14 protein-coding genes are annotated in these 18,810 nt (G+C 48.6%); 10 read left to right on the forward strand and 4 right to left on the reverse strand.

Annotated features, from left to right (window positions below):
• From QZ367_RS03225 to QZ367_RS03235, 3 genes are all read right to left on the reverse strand, one after another.
• Complete coding sequence (locus tag QZ367_RS03225; RefSeq protein WP_291937273.1) at positions 1-930, reverse strand: MlaD family protein; 930 nt, start codon at positions 928-930, stop codon at positions 1-3.
• 478 nt (positions 931-1,408) lie between these two features.
• The gene (locus QZ367_RS03230) at positions 1,409-2,179 is read right to left on the reverse strand and encodes an ABC transporter ATP-binding protein (RefSeq protein WP_291937277.1); all 771 of its coding nucleotides are present in this window, start codon (positions 2,177-2,179) and stop codon (positions 1,409-1,411) included.
• Entirely contained in the window at positions 2,176-3,279 is a 1,104-nt protein-coding gene (locus tag QZ367_RS03235; RefSeq protein ID WP_291937280.1) for an ABC transporter permease, read from the reverse strand. Before QZ367_RS03235 ends, QZ367_RS03230 begins: the two co-directional genes overlap by 4 nt.
• An 80-nt stretch (positions 3,280-3,359) precedes the next feature.
• Here QZ367_RS03235 and murJ point away from each other — a divergent pair, with 80 nt between their 5' ends.
• From murJ to QZ367_RS03255, 4 genes are all read left to right on the forward strand, one after another.
• Positions 3,360-4,757, forward strand: a complete 1,398-nt coding sequence (gene murJ / locus QZ367_RS03240; protein ID WP_291937283.1) for a murein biosynthesis integral membrane protein MurJ — start codon at positions 3,360-3,362, stop codon at positions 4,755-4,757.
• Entirely contained in the window at positions 4,744-6,174 is a 1,431-nt protein-coding gene (gene cysS, locus QZ367_RS03245) for a cysteine--tRNA ligase (RefSeq protein ID WP_291937286.1), read from the forward strand. Before murJ ends, cysS begins: the two co-directional genes overlap by 14 nt.
• An 885-nt stretch (positions 6,175-7,059) precedes the next feature.
• Positions 7,060-8,781 (forward strand): ABC transporter ATP-binding protein, encoded by a 1,722-nt coding sequence (locus QZ367_RS03250; RefSeq protein WP_291937288.1) that lies wholly within the window; start codon positions 7,060-7,062, stop codon positions 8,779-8,781.
• Positions 8,782-9,290: 509 nt separating this feature from the next.
• Positions 9,291-10,442 carry an MFS transporter gene (locus QZ367_RS03255; protein ID WP_291937291.1) on the forward strand — a complete coding sequence of 384 codons (1,152 nt, stop codon included), beginning with the start codon at positions 9,291-9,293 and terminating at the stop codon, positions 10,440-10,442.
• Positions 10,443-10,452: 10 nt separating this feature from the next.
• On the opposite strand, the gene QZ367_RS03260 is transcribed toward QZ367_RS03255, so the two are convergent.
• A complete protein-coding gene (locus tag QZ367_RS03260; protein WP_291937295.1) occupies positions 10,453-11,643 on the reverse strand; it encodes an MFS transporter in 1,191 nt (396 codons plus the stop codon).
• A 116-nt stretch (positions 11,644-11,759) separates the two neighbouring features.
• Here QZ367_RS03260 and QZ367_RS03265 point away from each other — a divergent pair, with 116 nt between their 5' ends.
• The 6 genes from QZ367_RS03265 to QZ367_RS03290 all read left to right on the forward strand — a co-directional run bounded on the left by QZ367_RS03265 (position 11,760) and on the right by QZ367_RS03290 (position 16,730).
• The gene (locus QZ367_RS03265; RefSeq protein WP_291937299.1) at positions 11,760-12,680 is read left to right on the forward strand and encodes a stomatin-like protein; all 921 of its coding nucleotides are present in this window, start codon (positions 11,760-11,762) and stop codon (positions 12,678-12,680) included.
• On the forward strand, positions 12,677-13,261 hold the full coding sequence (locus QZ367_RS03270; RefSeq protein WP_291937301.1) for an NfeD family protein: 585 nt from the start codon (positions 12,677-12,679) through the stop codon (positions 13,259-13,261). The genes QZ367_RS03265 and QZ367_RS03270 overlap by 4 nt, the downstream gene beginning before the upstream one ends.
• Positions 13,251-13,601: a nucleotidyltransferase domain-containing protein gene (locus QZ367_RS03275; RefSeq protein ID WP_291937304.1), complete on the forward strand. Its 351-nt coding sequence runs from the start codon at positions 13,251-13,253 to the stop codon at positions 13,599-13,601. Before QZ367_RS03270 ends, QZ367_RS03275 begins: the two co-directional genes overlap by 11 nt.
• Positions 13,594-13,968 (forward strand): HepT-like ribonuclease domain-containing protein, encoded by a 375-nt coding sequence (locus QZ367_RS03280; protein ID WP_291937307.1) that lies wholly within the window; start codon positions 13,594-13,596, stop codon positions 13,966-13,968. The genes QZ367_RS03275 and QZ367_RS03280 overlap by 8 nt, the downstream gene beginning before the upstream one ends.
• Positions 13,969-13,970: 2 nt before the next feature.
• Positions 13,971-15,020: a dehypoxanthine futalosine cyclase gene (locus QZ367_RS03285; protein ID WP_291937310.1), complete on the forward strand. Its 1,050-nt coding sequence runs from the start codon at positions 13,971-13,973 to the stop codon at positions 15,018-15,020.
• Positions 15,021-15,470: 450 nt separating this feature from the next.
• Positions 15,471-16,730, forward strand: a complete 1,260-nt coding sequence (locus QZ367_RS03290; RefSeq protein ID WP_291937313.1) for a pitrilysin family protein — start codon at positions 15,471-15,473, stop codon at positions 16,728-16,730.
• Positions 16,731-18,810 lie beyond the last annotated feature (2,080 nt).

Genomic DNA, 18,810 nt, shown 5'->3' on the forward strand with positions numbered 1-18,810 from the left:
TTATTCCTTTTTATCGTCGCGATCCGCGCCTTTAGAAGTGTCTTTGAAAAAGAAATCGTAAGGATTGTCCTCTAGCCTAAACATCGCGCCTTGGAATTCTCTAAGCGATTTTTTGAGCTCGCCAAGAGTGTTTTTTGCCTCCTCAAGTGTAGGATCCAAGATCGCTTTTAGATTGTACTCGCCGCGATCGATACGCTTAGTGATGATGCCTGCGGTTTTATCCAGTGAATTCGATAGATTGGCAGCACTCACGGCAAAGGCGTTTAGATTATCTAGCAGAGCGTCTAGCTCCTTCTCGCGCTCGTTTAAATTTGCTATGAGAGTATTTACGTTAGCAAGCAGCGCGTCTAGGCTTTGGAATTTTTTCTCATCACTTAGCTCAGCGCTAAATTTATCCATCGAAGATAGAATTCTATCCACTTTATCGGTATTTTGCTTAGACAGTAGCCCATTAATCTTAAAGATCATCTCACTTACGCTATCGGTGATAACTTCAGCTTTAGAGCCGATTTTATCAAGAAGTGTTTTGTCCAGCGCAATTATCGGCTTTTTATCATTCGGCGGGAAAAGCTTGCCACTTCCTTTCGTGATATTTATAAACGCGATTCCGCTGATGCCTTGAGATTCTACCTTAGCGACGCTATCTTGCGAGATCGGTAGCTTGCTTTTTACTGAAATTTCAATCTCGATGATCGCATTTTCGATATCGGCAAAATCGATGCTTTTTATAATGCCCGCATTTACGCCGATAAATTTAACCTCAGAATTCTCCTTAATGCCTACGGGAAGCTCTTTTGTGTGGATATAGTAGGAGCGGTAGCTCTCGCTGCGGTCGGTCTTAGTAAGCATCCACCACATAAATGCCGTAAGAGCCGCGACGCAGATCATAACAAATGCGCCTACTATCGTGTATGAAGTTCTATTTTCCAATCTTTTCTCCTAATTTCAGAGCGTAAAATTTAAGCCCTGCGATATGGCTTAAAAATAGCCGTTTGGGCTTAAATTTTAAAACTCAACCTTTTCTCAAATAGACGCAAAATTTGCAGAATCATCTGAGTTTAAATTTTAAAGCTTAGCGTGCATTTTGAAATTTCAAAATATCGCCGCGCCGTATTTTAGCGTAAAATTTTACCGCCCCGGTTTAAATTTAGCGCCGCTTGCTCGTTTAAATTTTTAAAATTTAATGCGCTATCCAATAAATGCGCCCTTAAATACGACCCGCCTAAATTTTAAAATTTCGATTGAGCCGCTAAGGTCTAAATTTTAAAAATTTAAGCTCTGCGGAGCCTGGAATTCCTCGCAAGGTTTAAAATTTAAAATTTTACTGCCGCTATTTTAAAATTTCAACTTGCGCCTATCTAAATTTTACCCGCCGCGATGCGTATTTCGGCTCGCTAAATTTCAAAGCTCAATCCCTTTGTCGCATCTTAAATAGCTCTTCAAGCGGGTTGTTTTCTAGGCTCGAAATTTCCTCTATGCTTCCTTCAAAGGCAATTTTTTGATTATCCACGATCAAAAACCGATCCAAAATGTCAAAGATACTATCCACATCGTGCGTCACCATCACGACCGTGACGCCGAGGCTGTCTCTAAGCTCGCAAACAAGCCTATCAAGGGCTCTGGCGCTAAGCGGATCAAGCCCCGAGTTTGGCTCGTCCAAAAATAAAATTTCAGGGCTAAGTGCTAGCGCGCGAGCCAGCGCCACGCGCTTTTTCATACCGCCGCTAAGCTCGTTTGGCCTAAGCGCGGCGGCCTCCTTCTTAAGCCCCACCTTTTGGATCCAAAACATCGATAGCTCGTCTATCTCGCGCTCGCTAAATTTAGAGTATTCGCGCAGCAGCACGCCTACGTTTTCGAGCACGCTCATCGAGCTGTAAAGTGCGCCGAACTGAAACATCACGCCGCATTTTAGGCGGATCTCGTTTTGCCCTGCTTCGCTTGCGCGCCAAATATCGCGCCCGAAAATTTTAATCTCGCCACTTTGCGGGCGCTTTAAAAATATGAGCGTTTTCATTAACGTCGTTTTGCCACTGCCACTGCCGCCTAAAAAGCCGTAAATTTCGCCCTTTTTAACGCTAAAGCTCACGCTATCGTGCATAACGCGCGATCCGTACGCTGTAGTAACATCGCGCGCGACTATAATTTGAGATATCCCGCTAGATTGCACTTGCTCGCTCATAGTCCGATTTCCGAAAACAGAACCGCAAATACCGCGTCGATCGCGATAACCCAAAATATCGCATTTACGACGCTAATGGTGGTGTATTCGCCGATGCTTTGGGTGTTTCCTTTGACCTCAAAACCCCGCATGCAGCCGATGATAGCGATGAATGCCCCGAAAAACGGCGCTTTAATCATACCTACTAAAAAATGCCTAAGCTCTACAGAAGCCTTAAATCTATCCAAATAATCGCTAAAGGCTATATCTAAATACGCATCACACACGATCATCTGAGCAAAAATACTTACCGAATCTGCGATAAAAATGACTAGCGGCATGATTAGTACCATCGCGATAATGCGCGGCATCGCAAGAAAATAAAACGGATCAAAGCCCATCGTCCTCATCGCATCGATCTCTTCGGTGATCTTCATCACGCCGATCTGCGCCGTAAAGCTCGAAGCCGAGCGACCTGCGATAACGATAGCGGCGATTAGAGGTGCTACCTCACGGAGCGTCAAAGCACCCATTATATCGATGATATAGATGCTAGCGCCAAATTTAGAAAGCATATCCGAGCCTATGTAAGCAAGCACGATACCGATCAAAAATGCCGTCAATGAGACGATGAAAAGCGCGTCTATGCCGCTATCTTTGATAAAATTTACGGTTTCTTTGAAACGGAATTTCATCGGATGAATTACAAAAGCCGCGAGTTTGGAGAAAAACTCGCCCAAAAAGCTTGCAAGGCTTAGCAAGCCTAAAATTCCAAGATGACAATAAAGTCCGATCTGCGCTAAAAAATTTAGTCTGCGAGGCTCGGGCACGTAGCTAAAATCGATCGTTTTATCATCCATAAAGTTTAGAATTTTGGCGGCTTTGCTGCCATCCTCCACAAGGCTAACCCGCTTGCCAGCAAGGGCGTTTTTGATCATCAGCGCCATAAAATAGTCTAAATTTGAAATTTCGCTTAAGCTTAGCTCCAGCTCGTTTAGATTTTTTACCGCTTTTTTTAGTGCAAGTAGCTGCGAGCGCGAGCTTTTGTAGTTCCACTGCCCGCGTAGCGATAAGGTGTTTTTCCCGCCCGAGCTTTCGAGCGAAAAGGCTAAATTCCGCAAAAATTTCTCTCCAAAATCAAAAAATAGGGGAAATTATAATATAATCAACCTTGGCATTTTATAAAATTTAATGGAGATTTATGCTCAGAGGCTTTTTTACAAATAGCGCAGGCACGCTGGTTTCGCGAGTTTTGGGTTTCGTGCGCGACCTGCTTACCGCATCGGTTTTGGGCGCGGGGATTTACAGCGATCTGTTTTTCGTAGCGTTTAAACTGCCCAATCTTTTTCGCAGACTATTCGGCGAGGGAGCTTTTACGCAGGCGTTTTTGCCTAGCTTTACCGCCGCGCGTAAAAAAGGAATTTTTGCCGCAGCGGTGCTTATTAAATTTAGCATTTTCATCGCGCTTTTGACGGCGCTCGTGCTGCTCGCCGCGCCCGTTTTTACTAAAGTTTTGGCATACGGATTTAGCGCCGAGCAGATCGGTCTTGCGGTGCCCTACGTGCGGATAAATTTTTTCTACCTCACGTTTATCTTCGTCGTTACGCTCTTTGCCTCACTGCTTCAGTATCGCGACCACTTCGCTACGACGGCGTTTTCGACCGCACTTCTAAATTTAGCGATGATCGCGGCGCTTCTGCTAGCTCGCGGTAAGGACGGCGCCACGGCGGTGCTCTATCTTAGCTTCGGTGTCGTAGTGGGCGGGCTTTTACAGCTTGCGGTGCACGTTTATGCGCTAAAGTTTACCGGCATGCTGCGCGTCTTAACCGGCGGCTTTGCGCGGCTTGCACGAGGCGATAAGCCGCAAACGCAGGGCTTTTATAAAAATTTTTTCGCAGGCGTACTCGGTGCGTCGGCGCTTCAGCTAAGCTCGTTTATAGATACCTTCTTTGCGAGTTTCCTTGCTAGCGGCAGTATCAGCTATCTTTACTACGCCAACCGCATATTTCAGCTGCCGCTCGCGCTTTTTGCAATCGCGCTTAGCACGGCGATCTTTCCGCGCATGAGCAAATTCGTAAAAGCTCACGACGACGCGCAGGCTCTGGCGCTCGTGGAGCGCGGGTTTTACTTCCTTTTGGCGCTACTTGGCCTCTCTGCGATAGGCGGCGTGATGCTACGAAACGAGATCACGCAGCTGCTGTTTGAGCGCGGAGAATTTACCCGCCAAAATTCCATCGAATGCGCCGCAGTTCTCGGCGCGTATATGGTGGGGCTCGTGCCGTTCGGGCTGTCTAGGATTTTTTCGCACTGGCTGTATGCAAATATGAAGCAGAAGCTAAGCGCGAAAATTTCGATCTGGTGCGTTTTTATAAATGTCGCTTTGTGCGCGCTGTTTTTTAAACCCTTCGGAGCGGTGGGACTTGCGTTTGCAAGCACGATAACGGGGGCGTTTCTGCTCGGCTTTAATCTCTATTTTTTTGGATTTAATAACTTTTTGGCTATAATCCGCGCAAAAAAAATTATTGCGATCGCGGCGCTTTGTGCGGGCGAAGCGGCGATTTTATACATTTTAAAAGGCTTGTATTATGGTAATTTATGATAGTTTGAGCAAAAAGAAACTCCCTTTTAAGCCCATTAGCGAGGGGCTAGCGCGCATTTACGCCTGCGGTCCGACAGTTTATGACGACGCGCATCTGGGGCATGCAAAAAGCGCCGTGAGCTTCGATCTGCTGCGCCGCGTACTGCAAGCGGAGGGCTATGAGGTAAAATTTGCGCGAAATTTCACCGATATAGACGATAAAATTTTAAAAAAGATGGCGGAAACCGGTAAGAGCCTGGAGGAGATCACGGAGCTTTATACCCGCAGATATTTGCAGGATATGAGCGCGCTAAACGTCGCGGACGCGAGCATTTCGCCCAAAGCGACCGAAAATATCGCCGCGATCTGCGAGCTCATATCTTCACTTATTCAAAAAGGCTTTGCCTACGAGATCGCAGGGGACGGTATCTACTTCGACACGCGCAAAGACGGGGATTATCTAAGCCTTAGCGGTAAAAAGGACGACGCTAGTAAAAATATTGCCCGCGTCGCCTCAAACGATGCCAAGCACGACGAGAAGGACTTCGTGCTGTGGAAATTTGACGAGAATTGGTTCGATAGCCCGTTTGGCAAAGGGCGCCCCGGCTGGCACAGCGAGTGCGTCGCGATGATTTTGGCGCACCTTGATAGCGGAGACGCGAAATTTTGCATTGACATTCACGCAGGTGGCGCCGATCTGCTCTTCCCACATCACGAAAACGAAGCCGCGCAGTGCCGCTGTGCCCGCCATAGAGCGCTAAGCAAATACTGGCTTCACAACGGCTTCGTGCAGGTAAATAACGAAAAGATGAGCAAGAGCCTGGGCAACTCGTTTTTTGTAAGAGACGCCCTAAAAATCGCACCGGGCGAGGCGCTGAGATTTTATCTCTTAAGCTCGCATTATAGGGCAAATTTTAATTATTCGATAGCCGATCTGCTCGCGAGCAAAAAGAGGCTCGATAAAATTTACCGCCTTAAAAAGCGCGTCCGTGACGTTTTAACTCCCGCTGCGGGGCAAAATTCTGCGCCCGAACTACCTGCTACGGAGGTTAAATTTAGATCGGAGATGATGGAGTTTTTAAGCGATGATCTCAACACCTCAGGCGCACTTGCGGTGCTCGATAGCTTCGTAGCAAGCGCGAACGAAGCGCTAGATCGCGCGCCAAAAGATAAGGCGCTAAAAGCCCGTATCGCTGCGAATTTGGAGTTTGCGAAGCAGACGCTCGGAATTTTATATGAGGATGAGACCGAATACTTTCGCTTCGGCCTGAGCGAGCAGCAAAGAGCGCAGATCGAGGAGCTGATAAAACAGCGCGCGCAGGCGAAGGCGGAAAAGGACTTTGCGAGCGCGGATGCCATCAGGGCGCGCCTTACGGATATGAAGATCGAAGTGATGGATACGCCTGGCGGCACCGTTTGGGAGGTCGCAGCGGAGTAAATCATAAAATTTAACGCAAAATTTTACGTTAAATTTTATGATTTTTACGATACAAAGCGTAAATCCGAACGCTAATATACGTAAATTTCAGTGCGATTTTTATCTGAAGCATTGCAATACGGCGGCGCGGTTTTGTTCAGTGATACGGCGCAGGAGCAATGCGATGTGCAACACGACGCAGCGACAGAGGCGCAAGGCGGACGCAATTTTAAATTCGTCGGCGCGGCCGACGCGATGATGAAAGCGTGATTTTTATCGGCGGTATTGCTTATGCCGAGTTGCGGTGTAGCGGAATAGTGCCGCGGCGAGGTAGTGCCACAGTGCTGCGTATAAATTTAGCGTGATTTTTGTTCGGCGATATGGCAGTGTGGCGGCGAAAGCGCAAAGCGGGTCGCGATTTTTATCGGTAGCGCGAAGATGCGAATGGGTGCAGTGCAGAAACAGCGTTGCGGTGCCTGTGCGTAAATTTAGCGCAATTTTTTTTAAGGCGCGGTAGCATGAAAGCGCAATACGGCGCGGCGCTGCAAAATAGCGATATAACGCGATGCAATTACGATACGGTACTTTGTAGCGCTTTATGGCGCCTCAAAGCATTTAACGCTTATGGCGTACGAAAGCGCGAAAGATCGCGACAAATAAAAACTCGCTCGCTTTAAGCGCTTAACACTTTAAAAGCGGCAAACAAAAAAGCTAAATCTCGGCGTCGTCCGCACGGTCGCCGCATGCGAGCGAGTTGATTTGGTGAGCTTGCGAAGCGCACATTAGTCCCGCGCCGCCCCATAAATTTCGTGCTGCCTCGCGGCCGAAATTTTAAAATTTCAAGAATTTTGGAATTATAAATTTTGGGGTTTCAAATTTTAAAAATTTTATAAAAAAGGATAGCATTTGAACGGCTTTAAAACTTTACTATCGCGCTTTAAGCCCTATTTTAGGGATTATAAGCCGCAGTTTGCATTGGCGATTTTGGGTATGGTGATGACGAGCGTGGCGACTGCTGCGAGCGCGAAGCTGGTCGAGCCCGTTTTAAATAAAATTTTCGTCGAAAAAAACGAGCCGTATCTCTACACGCTTCCGATCGCGATCATCGTGGTTTTTGCGATGAAAAGCGGCGGCGCATTTATGCAAAACTACTTCACCGCCTTCATCGGTCAAGACACGGTGCGCCGCTTCCGCGATAGGCTCGTCGCGAGCCTCGTGCGGCTGGACGTGGATTTTTTCAACCGCTTCCGCACGGGCGAGCTCATCAGCCGCACGATCAACGACATCGAGCGTATCCGCGTCGTGGTTTCAAACATGATCCCCGATTTTTTCACGCAGATCATTACGATTTTGGGGCTTTTGGGCGTCGTGATCTATCAGAGTCCAAAGCTCTCGTTTTTCGCGCTCGTGGTCTTTCCGTGCGCGATATATCCGCTCTCGCGCCTTGCAAAGCGGATGAAAAAAATTTCGCGTGAGTCTCAAGAGAAAACCTCCGATATCTCCTCGGCGCTCAGTCAAATTTACTCCAACATCGAAATCGTCAAGGCAAGTAACGCCGAGAGCTTTGAAGTGGAGAAATTTAACGCCGAAAACAAGAAATTTTTCGGTCTAAATTTAAAGGCGGTCGTAACGACGTGCCTGGTAAGCCCGATCATGGAGATGCTAGGCGCAGTGGGCATCGCCGTAGTGATCATCGTCGGAGGGCAGGAGGTCATCGCGGGCCAGATGAGCATCGGCAGCTTTTTCAGCTTCCTTACGGCGCTTTTTATGGTCTATACGCCGATAAAAAAGGTCTCATCGCTCTACAACAACATGCAAGACGCCATCGCAGCGAGCGAGCGGACGTTTGAACTCATAGACTTGGAGCCTACGATCGTCGGAGGCGGCAAGCAGATGGGCGAGATCGGCTCGGTGAGCTTTTGCGACGTGTCGTTAAATTACGGCGACAAGGCGGCGCTGAAAGATATAAGCTTCAGTGTCAAAAAGGGTGAAATTTTAGCGCTCGTCGGAAACAGCGGCGGCGGCAAAAGCTCGGTCGTGAACCTGCTGATGCGCTTTTACGACGCAAGCAGCGGCAAAATTTTATTCAACGGCAACGACGAGATCGGCGAGTTTAGCATCCCTAGCCTGCGCGAAAACATCGGCCTCGTAAGCCAGCGCGTATATATTTTCAACGATACGATCGCGCAAAACGTAAGCTACGGCGCGGAATTTAACGAGCAGCGCGTCATAGAAGCGCTCAAACTAGCCAACGCCTATGAGTTCGTAAGCTCGATGAAGGATGGAATTTACACCGTGCTTAGCGAGTTCGGCGCAAATCTTAGCGGCGGACAGCGCCAGCGTATCGCCATCGCGCGCGCGCTGTATAAGGACCCGCAAATTTTAATATTCGACGAGGCGACTTCGGCGCTGGATAACGCGAGCGAAAAGGAGATCTCAAACGTCATCGAAAAGATCAAACAAAGCAAAATCGTCTTTGTAATCGCCCACCGCCTATCCACGATCGAGCGCGCCGATAATATCGCCGTGATGAAAAACGGCCGCATCCTCGCTATCGGCACCGACGCAAAGCTGACGGGAGAGTGCGAGGAGTATCGCAGCCTAAAGGGGATCATGCAAAACGGCTAGAATTTTAAATTCTGCCCCTTTTGCGCCCCGGTTTTGCTCTATGAAATTTTAAAATTTTATCTTTGAAGCAAGCCGCATAAATTTATCCGCAAAGACCAAGGCTCTGCTATGAAATTTAACTGCGCGGATCGCGGTTTTGGCTGCAGTGCTTTTTAATAAAGCTCGTCTCTTTTGTGCGACGAGGCACGACTGCTAGAGCTTTAACGTTTGGATCAAAATTTTATCTTAAAATTCAGAGCTTCGTTGCGGGCTCGCCTCTAAATTTAAACGCTCGCGCCGTTTTAAACCGCTGCGGTAAAATTTTATCGCACGCTGGGCTTTTCAGCGCGTTACCTGCACCTGATCTTCGGCATCTGCGATAAAATTTTAGCTTTATTTTCCTTTATAAATTTTCGCATCTTTTTAAAATCCCCATCCGAATCGAAATTTTTCAAATATTTTTATATAAAAACCGAGCTTTAATCAATAAAAGGCTACAATACGCCAAATTTAATTCCAAGGGAAAGTCATTGTTTGAATCTATGCGCGCGGCACGCTCGCTAAGCCCCCTATTTCTGGGGATTTTCTTTATGTTTATCGGCGACGCGCTAGTCATCGCAAGCGCGGGCATCATGCTAAAAGAATCCGGCCACAGCGAGCTTGAGATCGGAGCGATTTCTGCATTTTTCTTTTTAGGTGCGATCTTTAGCGGCTTTTTCGTGCCTTCGATAATCGGCGCGCTCTCGTACGTGCGGGCATACGCGGTCTTTACGGCGCTTTTCGGAATTGCTGCAATGCTGCACGATCTAGGCTCAAACCTCGTGTATTGGGCGATTTTGCGCTTTATTTTGGGCTTTTGCTACTACGCGCTTTTGATGATAATCGAAAGCTGGATAAACTCAAAGATCACAAACTCCATCCGCTCCCGCGTGCTGGCGATCTACGAAGCGGTTTTTTACGGCGCGTTTGCGATAGGAGTTATAATTTTAGCGCTAAATTTCGGAACGATGAAGGTCTTCGTGCTAAGCGCATTTTTCATCATCCTAGCGCTGCTGCCGGTAAATTTAATTCGCTTCAACCCTCCCAGAGTTCCCGCTCGCATGCGCATCTCGATGCCGCAAATTTCGATCGTGCCGCCTCTTGCGTTTGCGACGGTGGTTTGCGCGGGCATTTTGATTAACGGCTTTTTTTCGATGGCGAGCGTTTTCGTGCTAAGCGCGGGGCTTGGAGTGGGCTCGGTGGGCGCATTTATGGGATCGGCGATGGTCGGAGGCTTCCTATCGCAGCTCGTCTGCGGCGTAATCTCAGATAAATTCGGCCGCAAACGCGCCATAATGATAGTTTGCGCCGTAGGTCTTGCTTCCTGCGCGGCGCTATTTTTTGCTAAAAGCTTCATCCTAACGTGCGCACTTGCGTTACTGCTGGGATTTGGCGCCTTTCCTTTGTATTCGCTCGCCATCGCGCGCGCAAACGACTCCATCACCGGCGAGGGCGCCTCGCGCGTGCAAATTTCAGCGGCGATGCTCTTTATCTATTCAAGCGCGTCGCTCTGCTCCCCTTTGATCATCGGCGCGATGATGAAATTCTTAGGCGCAAACGGCTTTATCTGGGTGTTTTTCGCGGCGATGAGCTTTTTATTTATATTTGCTATCTTCCGCCCCGAGATCGCGCCGAAAAGATAGCGACCGGGGTTTAAATTTTTTCGTAGATCAAAAATTTATAATAAAACGCCGCGATTGCGAACATAAAGCCCATGCCGAAGGTGATTTGCGAAAGCGAAAATCCAAGCTCGAAAAAAAATCCGATCGCAGCCGACACGAGCGTCGCGACGATGAAATACGCCATGTCGTTGTAAGCGATGACGCGCCCGAAAAACTCCCTATCGACGTGGCTTTGCAGCTGCGTAAAAGAATACGACCACACCGTCGTGATGAAAAATCCCGCCGCGATCATGCCCGCAAACGAAAGCCAGTAGTTAAACTCCAGCACCGCCCACAGCGCGATGCCCGCAAACTGCCCCAGCAATAGCCAAAAAAAGGTGTGTTTATTCACGATCTTGCTTAGCCATATCTGCCCGAAAAATGCAGCCGCCGAGCGCGACATATTCATAAGCCCGATGACTAGCGAGGCGCTTAAAATTTCTTTGTAGCGGTATTTCGCAAGAAGCGCGATTAGATTGTCGTAGGTGGTGACGGCGACGAAGGCGTGAAGGACGATGAGATGCACCACCAAAGGATGCGAGCGCAGGTAAGAAAAGCCCTCCTTTAGCATCTTAAACACCGGCTCACGCGCGTTTCTTGCGAGGTCTTTAAAATTTAGCCGTAGCAGGATGAAAAATGCAAAAACATATAAGCAAAAATCCAAAATAAAAGCCGCTCGCACGCCGAAATAGTGGATAAAAACGCCCGCGCTCGCCATTCCGAAGGTATATGTGATCGTCCAGATAATGCCCGTCATCTCGTTAGCAAGCTTGAGATAGGAGCGGCTTAGAAATTTCGGCAGCGTGGAGGATTCGGTCTGAAAAAACAGCGTGCCCGCGACGCTGCGCACGACCACGATCAGAAGCAGCAGCCACAGATAATCCAAACTATCGATAAAAATCAGCATGAAAATACTGATCATTTCGGTTATGAACATCGCCGTCATCAGCGGCTTTGGTTGAAATTTATCCACGATGATGCCGTTAATGGGGGCTAAAAAAACGTTCGGCACGAACGAAACGACGCCCACCGCCGTAATCGCCCATACCGGCGCGCCAAGCTCAATCAGCAGCGTAGCGACCCCAACCACAGAAAACCACAAGCCGAACATACATATAAAACCTGCCGAAAAGAGCAGGCGGTAGTTGCGTGAATGTCGAAGCAGCACGATGTATCTGATCATAAAATTTTATCCCGTATTTAATATAAAAAATCTAGCGAAATTGTATCACGACGCGCCTTAAAAGCCAAAATAAGCTAAAAATGCTATAATTGCGAAATTTTAATTCAGGAGTGAAAATGGAAGGGTTCGTAACTACGGTAATAGTATTTTGCGTCCTCATCGCGGCAATTCTAAAGATGGGGGTCAAGATCGTCTCACAATCGGAAATTTTAATCATCGAGCGGCTGGGTCGCTTTCATAAGGTGCTTGACGGCGGCTTTCACATCATCGTGCCGTTTTTTGACGCGGTGCGCGCTAAGATGAGCGTGCGCGAGCAGCTGGTGGACATCAGCAAGCAGCAAGTCATCACCAAAGATAACGTCAACATAAGCGTCGATGGTATCGTATTCTTAAAAGTCATCGACGGCAAGATGGCGCTTTACAATGTCGAGGATTATCGCCGCGCGATTTCAAATTTAGCGATGACGACGCTACGTAGCGCGATCGGCGAGATGAGCCTAGATAGCACGCTTAGCTCGCGCGATCAGCTAAATTCCAAACTGCAAATTGCTCTGGGCGACGCTGCGGACAACTGGGGCGTAAAGATCATGCGCGTGGAGATTTCCGAAATTTCGGTACCGCACGGCATCGAAGAGGCGATGAATATGCAGATGAAGGCAGAGCGCGAAAAGCGCGCGATCGAGCTTAAAGCCGAGGCGGAAAAAGCAGCCCTCATCCGAAACGCCGAGGCGCTAAAGCAGGAGAAGGTGCTTGAAGCCGAGGCGATCGAGCGTATGGCGGATGCTAAAAAATATGAGCAGATCGCGCTCGCGCAAGGTCAAAAAGACGCAATGGACAGTATAAATTTAGCGATGAGTGCTTCCAGCTTTGCGGCGGAATACCTGCTCGCGCAGGGTCGCGTAAACGCCTTTAGCGAGCTGTCTAAAAACCCTAGCAAGGATAAAATTTTGATCCCTTACGAAACGAGTGAGCTTATCGGCTCTCTTAGCGTGCTTAAAGAATTCCTCAGTAAAAACGGCGCGAAGGATGCTAAATGAACGCGCTGATTTTTATCATAATCGGCGTTATTTTGGCGATCGTCGAGCTTTTGGTGATGGATTTTACCTTTATATTTTTCAGCGCCGGATTTTTCATCACGGGGCTTTTGAGCTTCGGTTTTCATCTTGATTGGGACGTACAAATTCTGCTTTCGTTCGTGCTTTCTTTCGTGCTTCTGATCGCATTTAAAAGGCCGCTAAAATCGCGCTTTTTCAAGCCCGAAGAGAAGCATAAGGATAATTTTTTAGACGAAAGCGGCACCGGCACCGTCAAAAACGGCATGGTCTATTTCAAAGGCACGTTTTGGAAAAGCGATGAAATTTCGGATCTTAACGAGGGCGACCGAGTAGAAATTTTAGGCGTAAAAAACGGCCAGATCGTGATTAAAAAAGATAGCAGTCGAAATTCTAGCGGCGCAGACGGCGTAAATTTAAATAACGGTGACGCAAATTTAAGCGGCGCGGACAGCACGAGTGCCGACGATAAAAATTCTAACGCCGCCGCAAGCAAAAGCGCGCAAAGCTCTGACGCTAAACAAGAAGCGCCCGAAGATCCGAAAGAGGCGCAGAGTGAGCGCTAAAACCGCACCAAAAAAAGCGATCAACAGCAAAGATGAAATTTTAAAATTTTTATCGTCGCAAAAAAAGAGGCTTTTTGCAGTTGGCGTTACCGAGCTAGGGCTTTTCGGCAGCTATGCCAAGGGTAGCGCCGACGCGTTTTCAGACATCGATATCGCGATCGAAACCGATGGGGCAAAAATGGTAGAAAATTTAGGAAACCCATTTTCGGCGTTGGTTTTTTTAGACGATTTTAAAAAAAAGCTATCCTGCAAATTTAATGTTAATGTCGATCTGTGCGATACTACCTCTTTAAGTCGCGAAGAAAAAATGAAGCTGCTGCAAGGAGCGATTTATGTTTGAAAGATCAAGCGTCGAGCGATTAAAAAAGATATCTGATAAAATTTCATCCATCCTAAAAAAATGCGAGGGCGGCGTAGCGCAGGCTCTTGCCGATGAGGACGTTTTGCAACCCGCGATAATGATGCAATTCATCAATATCCACGCCCTGCTAAAAGGGCTGCAAGAAAGCAACGATTTGCAGGCTTTGGCGATCTTTAGCAAAGATGAAATAAGAGCTATCAACGCCACTAGAAATATCGCTTCGCACGAATACGAACGGCTAAATTTTGAGCTGATAGAGATAGCTATCAAGGACTATCTGCCAACGCTAAATCAAAAAATCACCAGCGCACTAAAACCGTATCGCAAAGGCAAATCGGAAGGATAAATTTGAAAAGACTAAGTATAGATGAAGCCCTAAATTTAATTGAGCATGCCGATCTAAACGAGCTTGGGCGCGCGGCGTTTGCGCGCAAGCGCGAGTTGCACCCGGACCGCGTCACGACCTTCATCATCGATCGAAACATAAACTACACCAACGCCTGTATGGTGGATTGCAAATTTTGCGCATTTTACCGCCACGCAAGCGACGCGGATGCCTATGTGCTTAGCTTTGAGCAGATTAGCGAAAAGATCGAGGAGCTAATCGCCGTGGGCGGCACGCAAATTTTATTTCAAGGCGGCGTCCATCCGAAGCTGAAAATCGAATGGTACGAGGATCTGGTGGAGTTCATCCGCAAAAATTACCCGAGCGTCACGATCCACGGCTTCTCGGCGATCGAGATCGATTATATCGCGCGCCTTAGCGGCATCAGCACGCTCGAAGTACTTCGCAGGCTGCAAGCTAAGGGGCTTTACTCGATGCCGGGAGCCGGAGCCGAAATTTTAAGCGACCGCGTGCGAGACCTCGTAGCGCCGCGCAAAAGCGACAGCGCCACGTGGCTTAGAGTGCACGAGGAGGCACACGGCATCGGTATGAAAACGACCGCCACGATGATGTTCGGCACGCTGGAAAGCACGCGCGAGATCGTAGAGCACTGGGATAAGATCCGCGAGCTGCAAGACCGCACGGGCGGCTTTCGAGCGTTCATTTTATGGAGCTTTCAGGGGCAGAACACCCGCCTTTTGCGTGAGCATCCCGAAATCAAAAAGCAAAGCCCGAACCGCTACCTGCGCCTGCTCGCCGTCTCGCGGCTATTTCTGGATAATTTCAAAAACATCCAAAGCAGCTGGGTCACGCAGGGTAGCTACATCGGACAGTTGGCGCTGAAATTCGGCGCGAACGATCTTGGAAGCACGATGATGGAGGAAAACGTCGTAAAGGCCGCGGGCGCGAGCTTTCGGATGAGCAAGGACGAGATGATAGCGCTGATCCGCGACGTAGGCGAAATACCCGCCAAGCGCAACACCAACTACGATATTTTGGAGACTTACGCTTAGGGCGTGAGCTTTTGCGTGTTTGCAGCAGGAATTTTGTTCGCTTGCGGCTAGAATTTAGCGGTAGAATTTTGTCTTAAAACAGATAGCGAATTTTCGTGATCGTGAGCGTGGAATTTCGCGGCAGGATTTAAAATTTTGATATCGGTACGGGTTCAAATTTACGGATGCAAGTGAAATTTATGTAATAAAATTTCATTCCGCTATGGAATTTCGCCTTAAAATTTTTTGGACGCGAAATTCCGTGTCGCGGCGTTTTGGGCGCTGAAATTTTACAAAACGTGCGGCGCGATTAAATTTTAAAATTTTAAGCAGGACGGGCAAAACTGCCTTGGCGCGAAATTTCAAAAACTATCCCGGTGCAAATTTAAAAGCGGCGCGTTTAGCTGCGTCAAAATTTTAAAATCGCGCCCGAAAGAACGATGAAATTTAAAAATTTTATAAAGGAAAACGATGGAAAAAAAAGAGATTTCACTTAAAACTAAAGGCGGCAAGAGCGCTAAAATCGACTTTTTGTATCAATTCGACGATTCGCTGCCGGTGGCGAGCTTCAAGCTAATTTTCAAAGCAAGCGGTGCGGTGAGCGAGAAGACCCTGGGTCTTGCGCGCATCTGCGCGGGCGTTTTGGGCGAGGGCTCAAAGACGCTAGGGGTGAGCGAATTTCACCGCAAGCTCGATATCCGCGCGGTCGAGATAAGCGCCGCGAGCAATTTTGAAACCTTCGGTATCCAGCTAAACTGTCTAAAAGAGCACTTCGATTTTGGCTTAGACATGCTGCGAGAGCTGCTTAAAGAGCCCAATCTAACGCCCTCGGTGCTGGAAAAGCTAAAAATGCAAACCATAGGCGAGATCGCCGTGCTAAAAAGCGAGTTCGATTACATCGCGACATGCAACCTCAAAGCGCTTCTGTATCCGCGCACGAGGCTCGCTCAGCCGCTTATAGGCGACGAGGCGAGCATAGAGCGGATCACGATGAAGGACGTGCGGGAGTTTTTTGCCTCGCTGAGTTTAGAGAATTTATACGTCGTTTTATGCGGCGACGTGAGCGACAAAAACCCGAAAATCGCAGAAATTTTAAGCCTCTTTTCAAGCGGCAAAAAGCACGAGCTGCCGTTTTTCACGCCGAGCGATGCGAAAAATATAAAGATCCAAAAGGAGCAGACGCAGCAAGCCTACATCTACTTCGGCGCGCCATTTACGCTGCCAAAGGAGCAGGAGTTCATCGCAAACACCGCGCTTTTCGTGCTCGGAAGCAGCGGTTTCGGCAGCAGGCTGATGGAGCGCATCCGCGTCAAGCACGGCCTTGCGTACTCGGTCTATGCGCGCGGCGATTTCGAGCTTAGCCGCCGCGAGTTTTGGGGCTATCTGCAGACCAAAAACGAAAATTTGCAAAACGCCGCCGCGCTCGTAAAAGAGGAGATCGCGAAATTTATCGCATCTGGCGTGAACGAAGCGGAGCTGAAAAGCGCCAAAAAATTCCTAATCGGAAGCGCCGTGCTGCAAAAAGAGACGATGTTTAAGCGCGCGGCGATCGCGCAGAGTGAGTATTACAAGAGCTATGCATTCGGCGAGTTCGAGCGAAATTTAAAGCGCATCGAGACGCTAAACCTCGGGGCGCTCAACGATTTCATCAAGTCGCACGACGAGATTATGAACCTAAGCTTTTCCGTTATTTGCGACGAGGCAGCCGCGAAAAAGGGGCTTAAAATTTAGCCCGTCGCGGCACAGCGAGCGCATACCTGCGACGGCCTAAAATTTGGGTAAATTTTAAAATTTGTAAAGCGGCGCAGATAATATTAAGGCGCGAACGGCGCTAAATTTTACTTTTGCGCTCCGTTTGCGGACGGCTTGCGTTTAAATTTAAAACCGCACTTGCGTCGCGCTAAAACTTTGCGAGGCTTTGCAGAAGCTGTTAAATTTGCAAACCTTATAAGGACGGCTAAATTTAAAGGCGCCTTGCACGGCTCGGTAAAATTTCAGCGCACAAAATCAAAGCTCGATTTCGCATGCCGTTTGTAAGCCGCGCCGTGAAATTTAAAAGATGATGCGCGCATGCATCTCTTTCGGATCGTACGGTTCGCAAATCGCGCCGTGAAATTTCAAGCGCTCGCACTATGTTTTAAAACGAGGTGCGCACCGCAAAGACGCGGTTGCCAAACAAAGTGCGCGTAAGCGAGTAAAATTTACAGGCGAAGCCGACGAGTAAATTTGCCGCAATGGGCGAAAATTTTGAATAAAATTAAGTGAGCGTTCGATGCGGCGCATAGAATTTCGATCAAATTTAGGCGAGCGATCTGCACGGCGTATAAAATTTCACAGCGCGAGGGCTTAAGCGCCTATCAAATTTAAAGGATGAAAATTGATTTTTGAAGCAAAAGACGCGGCGACGCTGCAAAAGGCGGGCATTACGACGCTTTTGGATCTGGCGCTGCTTCTGCCCAAAAGCTTCGACGATCTAAGCGTTAGAGACGCGCCCTGCGCGGGCGAGAGCACGGCGGAGGTCGAGTGCCTCTTCCAGCACAGGCGCGGCTCGATGCTCATCGTCACGGCGCACTGCCTCAGCTGGGAGCGCGAGATCAAAATCGTGATCTTTAACGCCAAAAACTGGCACTTCGGCGCTTTTAAGCGCGGCAAAAAATTTTTCATCCACGGCAAATGCGACGAGAGCTTCGGCTCGTGGCAGTTCGTAAACCCAAAAATCGTGAGCGAGCCAGGCAGGATCGCACCCAAATACAAAGCCACGCTGAGCGACGCGGCGGCGCAAAAGCTGATCAAAAAATATCTAAGCGCGGGCGCGCTTTTAGCCTGCGGACTGCGCGCGGACGAGGCGGCGGTACTGCTCGCGCTACACGAGAGCTCGCCGCGCAGCGTGCGAATGCTAGCCGCGCTAAATAGGCAGTTCAAGGAAGGTGGCGCGGAAAATTTTAGCGAGCGCGACGACGTTTCAAACAGCGGCAAAATTCCGAGTGGCAGTGAAATTTTAGGCGATAAAATTTTAAATGGCGACGGAATTTCAGATAACAGAGAAATTCCAAGCTCGCAAAGCTCGGTCGCCGCCGAAATTCTAAAGGGCAGATCACAAAACGGTGAAATTTTTGGAGGTAAAATTTCAAACTATCCGCGAAGCGACGGAGTTCTTGCCTGCGAGGCAAAGCGTGGTGCGGCGAATAAAATTTTAAGCGGAGAAATTCCAAAGAAGACGAAGGCTTCGCCCCACCCGAGTCTCCGTGACGGCGGGATTACAAGCGATGAAATCTTAGACGGCGATCAGCCTTGGGCGCGCTGTGCAGAGATTTGTAACGACGAAAATTTTAATATCCAAAGCGACGATAATTTTCTTGCCACATGCGGCGCCGAGGCGCGTGAGGATGAAATTTCAGACGATCTTAAAGCTGACAATGATGCGGCTGCAAGCGGCGATAAAATTTCAAACGACCTAGTATCCAATGTCCAAGCAGCACGACCAGCAGACGCTCAAGCCGCAACCGCGCAACCCATGCTAGAGCATGTCGCGACCAAGCAGTCCGTAGTCGAGCAAGCCGCACAACAAAATTCAAGCGCCCAAGACGTAGATACGCAATCCGCAGCGGTTCAAACTTCAGACGTTCGAATCGCAAATTTGCAAGCCGCAGCAATCCAAACTCAAGAGGTAGGCGCGCAACCCGCAGCAATCCAAACTTCAAGCCAAGTAGCGAGCGCACAATTCGCAACCACCCAAAATTTGAACGCACAAGCTACGGGCGCACAGCCTGCCTGTGATCAAACCGAAAATGTTCAGGCGGTAGTAGCCGTG

Source organism: Campylobacter sp. (assembly GCF_019423325.1).
GTDB lineage: Bacteria > Campylobacterota > Campylobacteria > Campylobacterales > Campylobacteraceae > Campylobacter_B.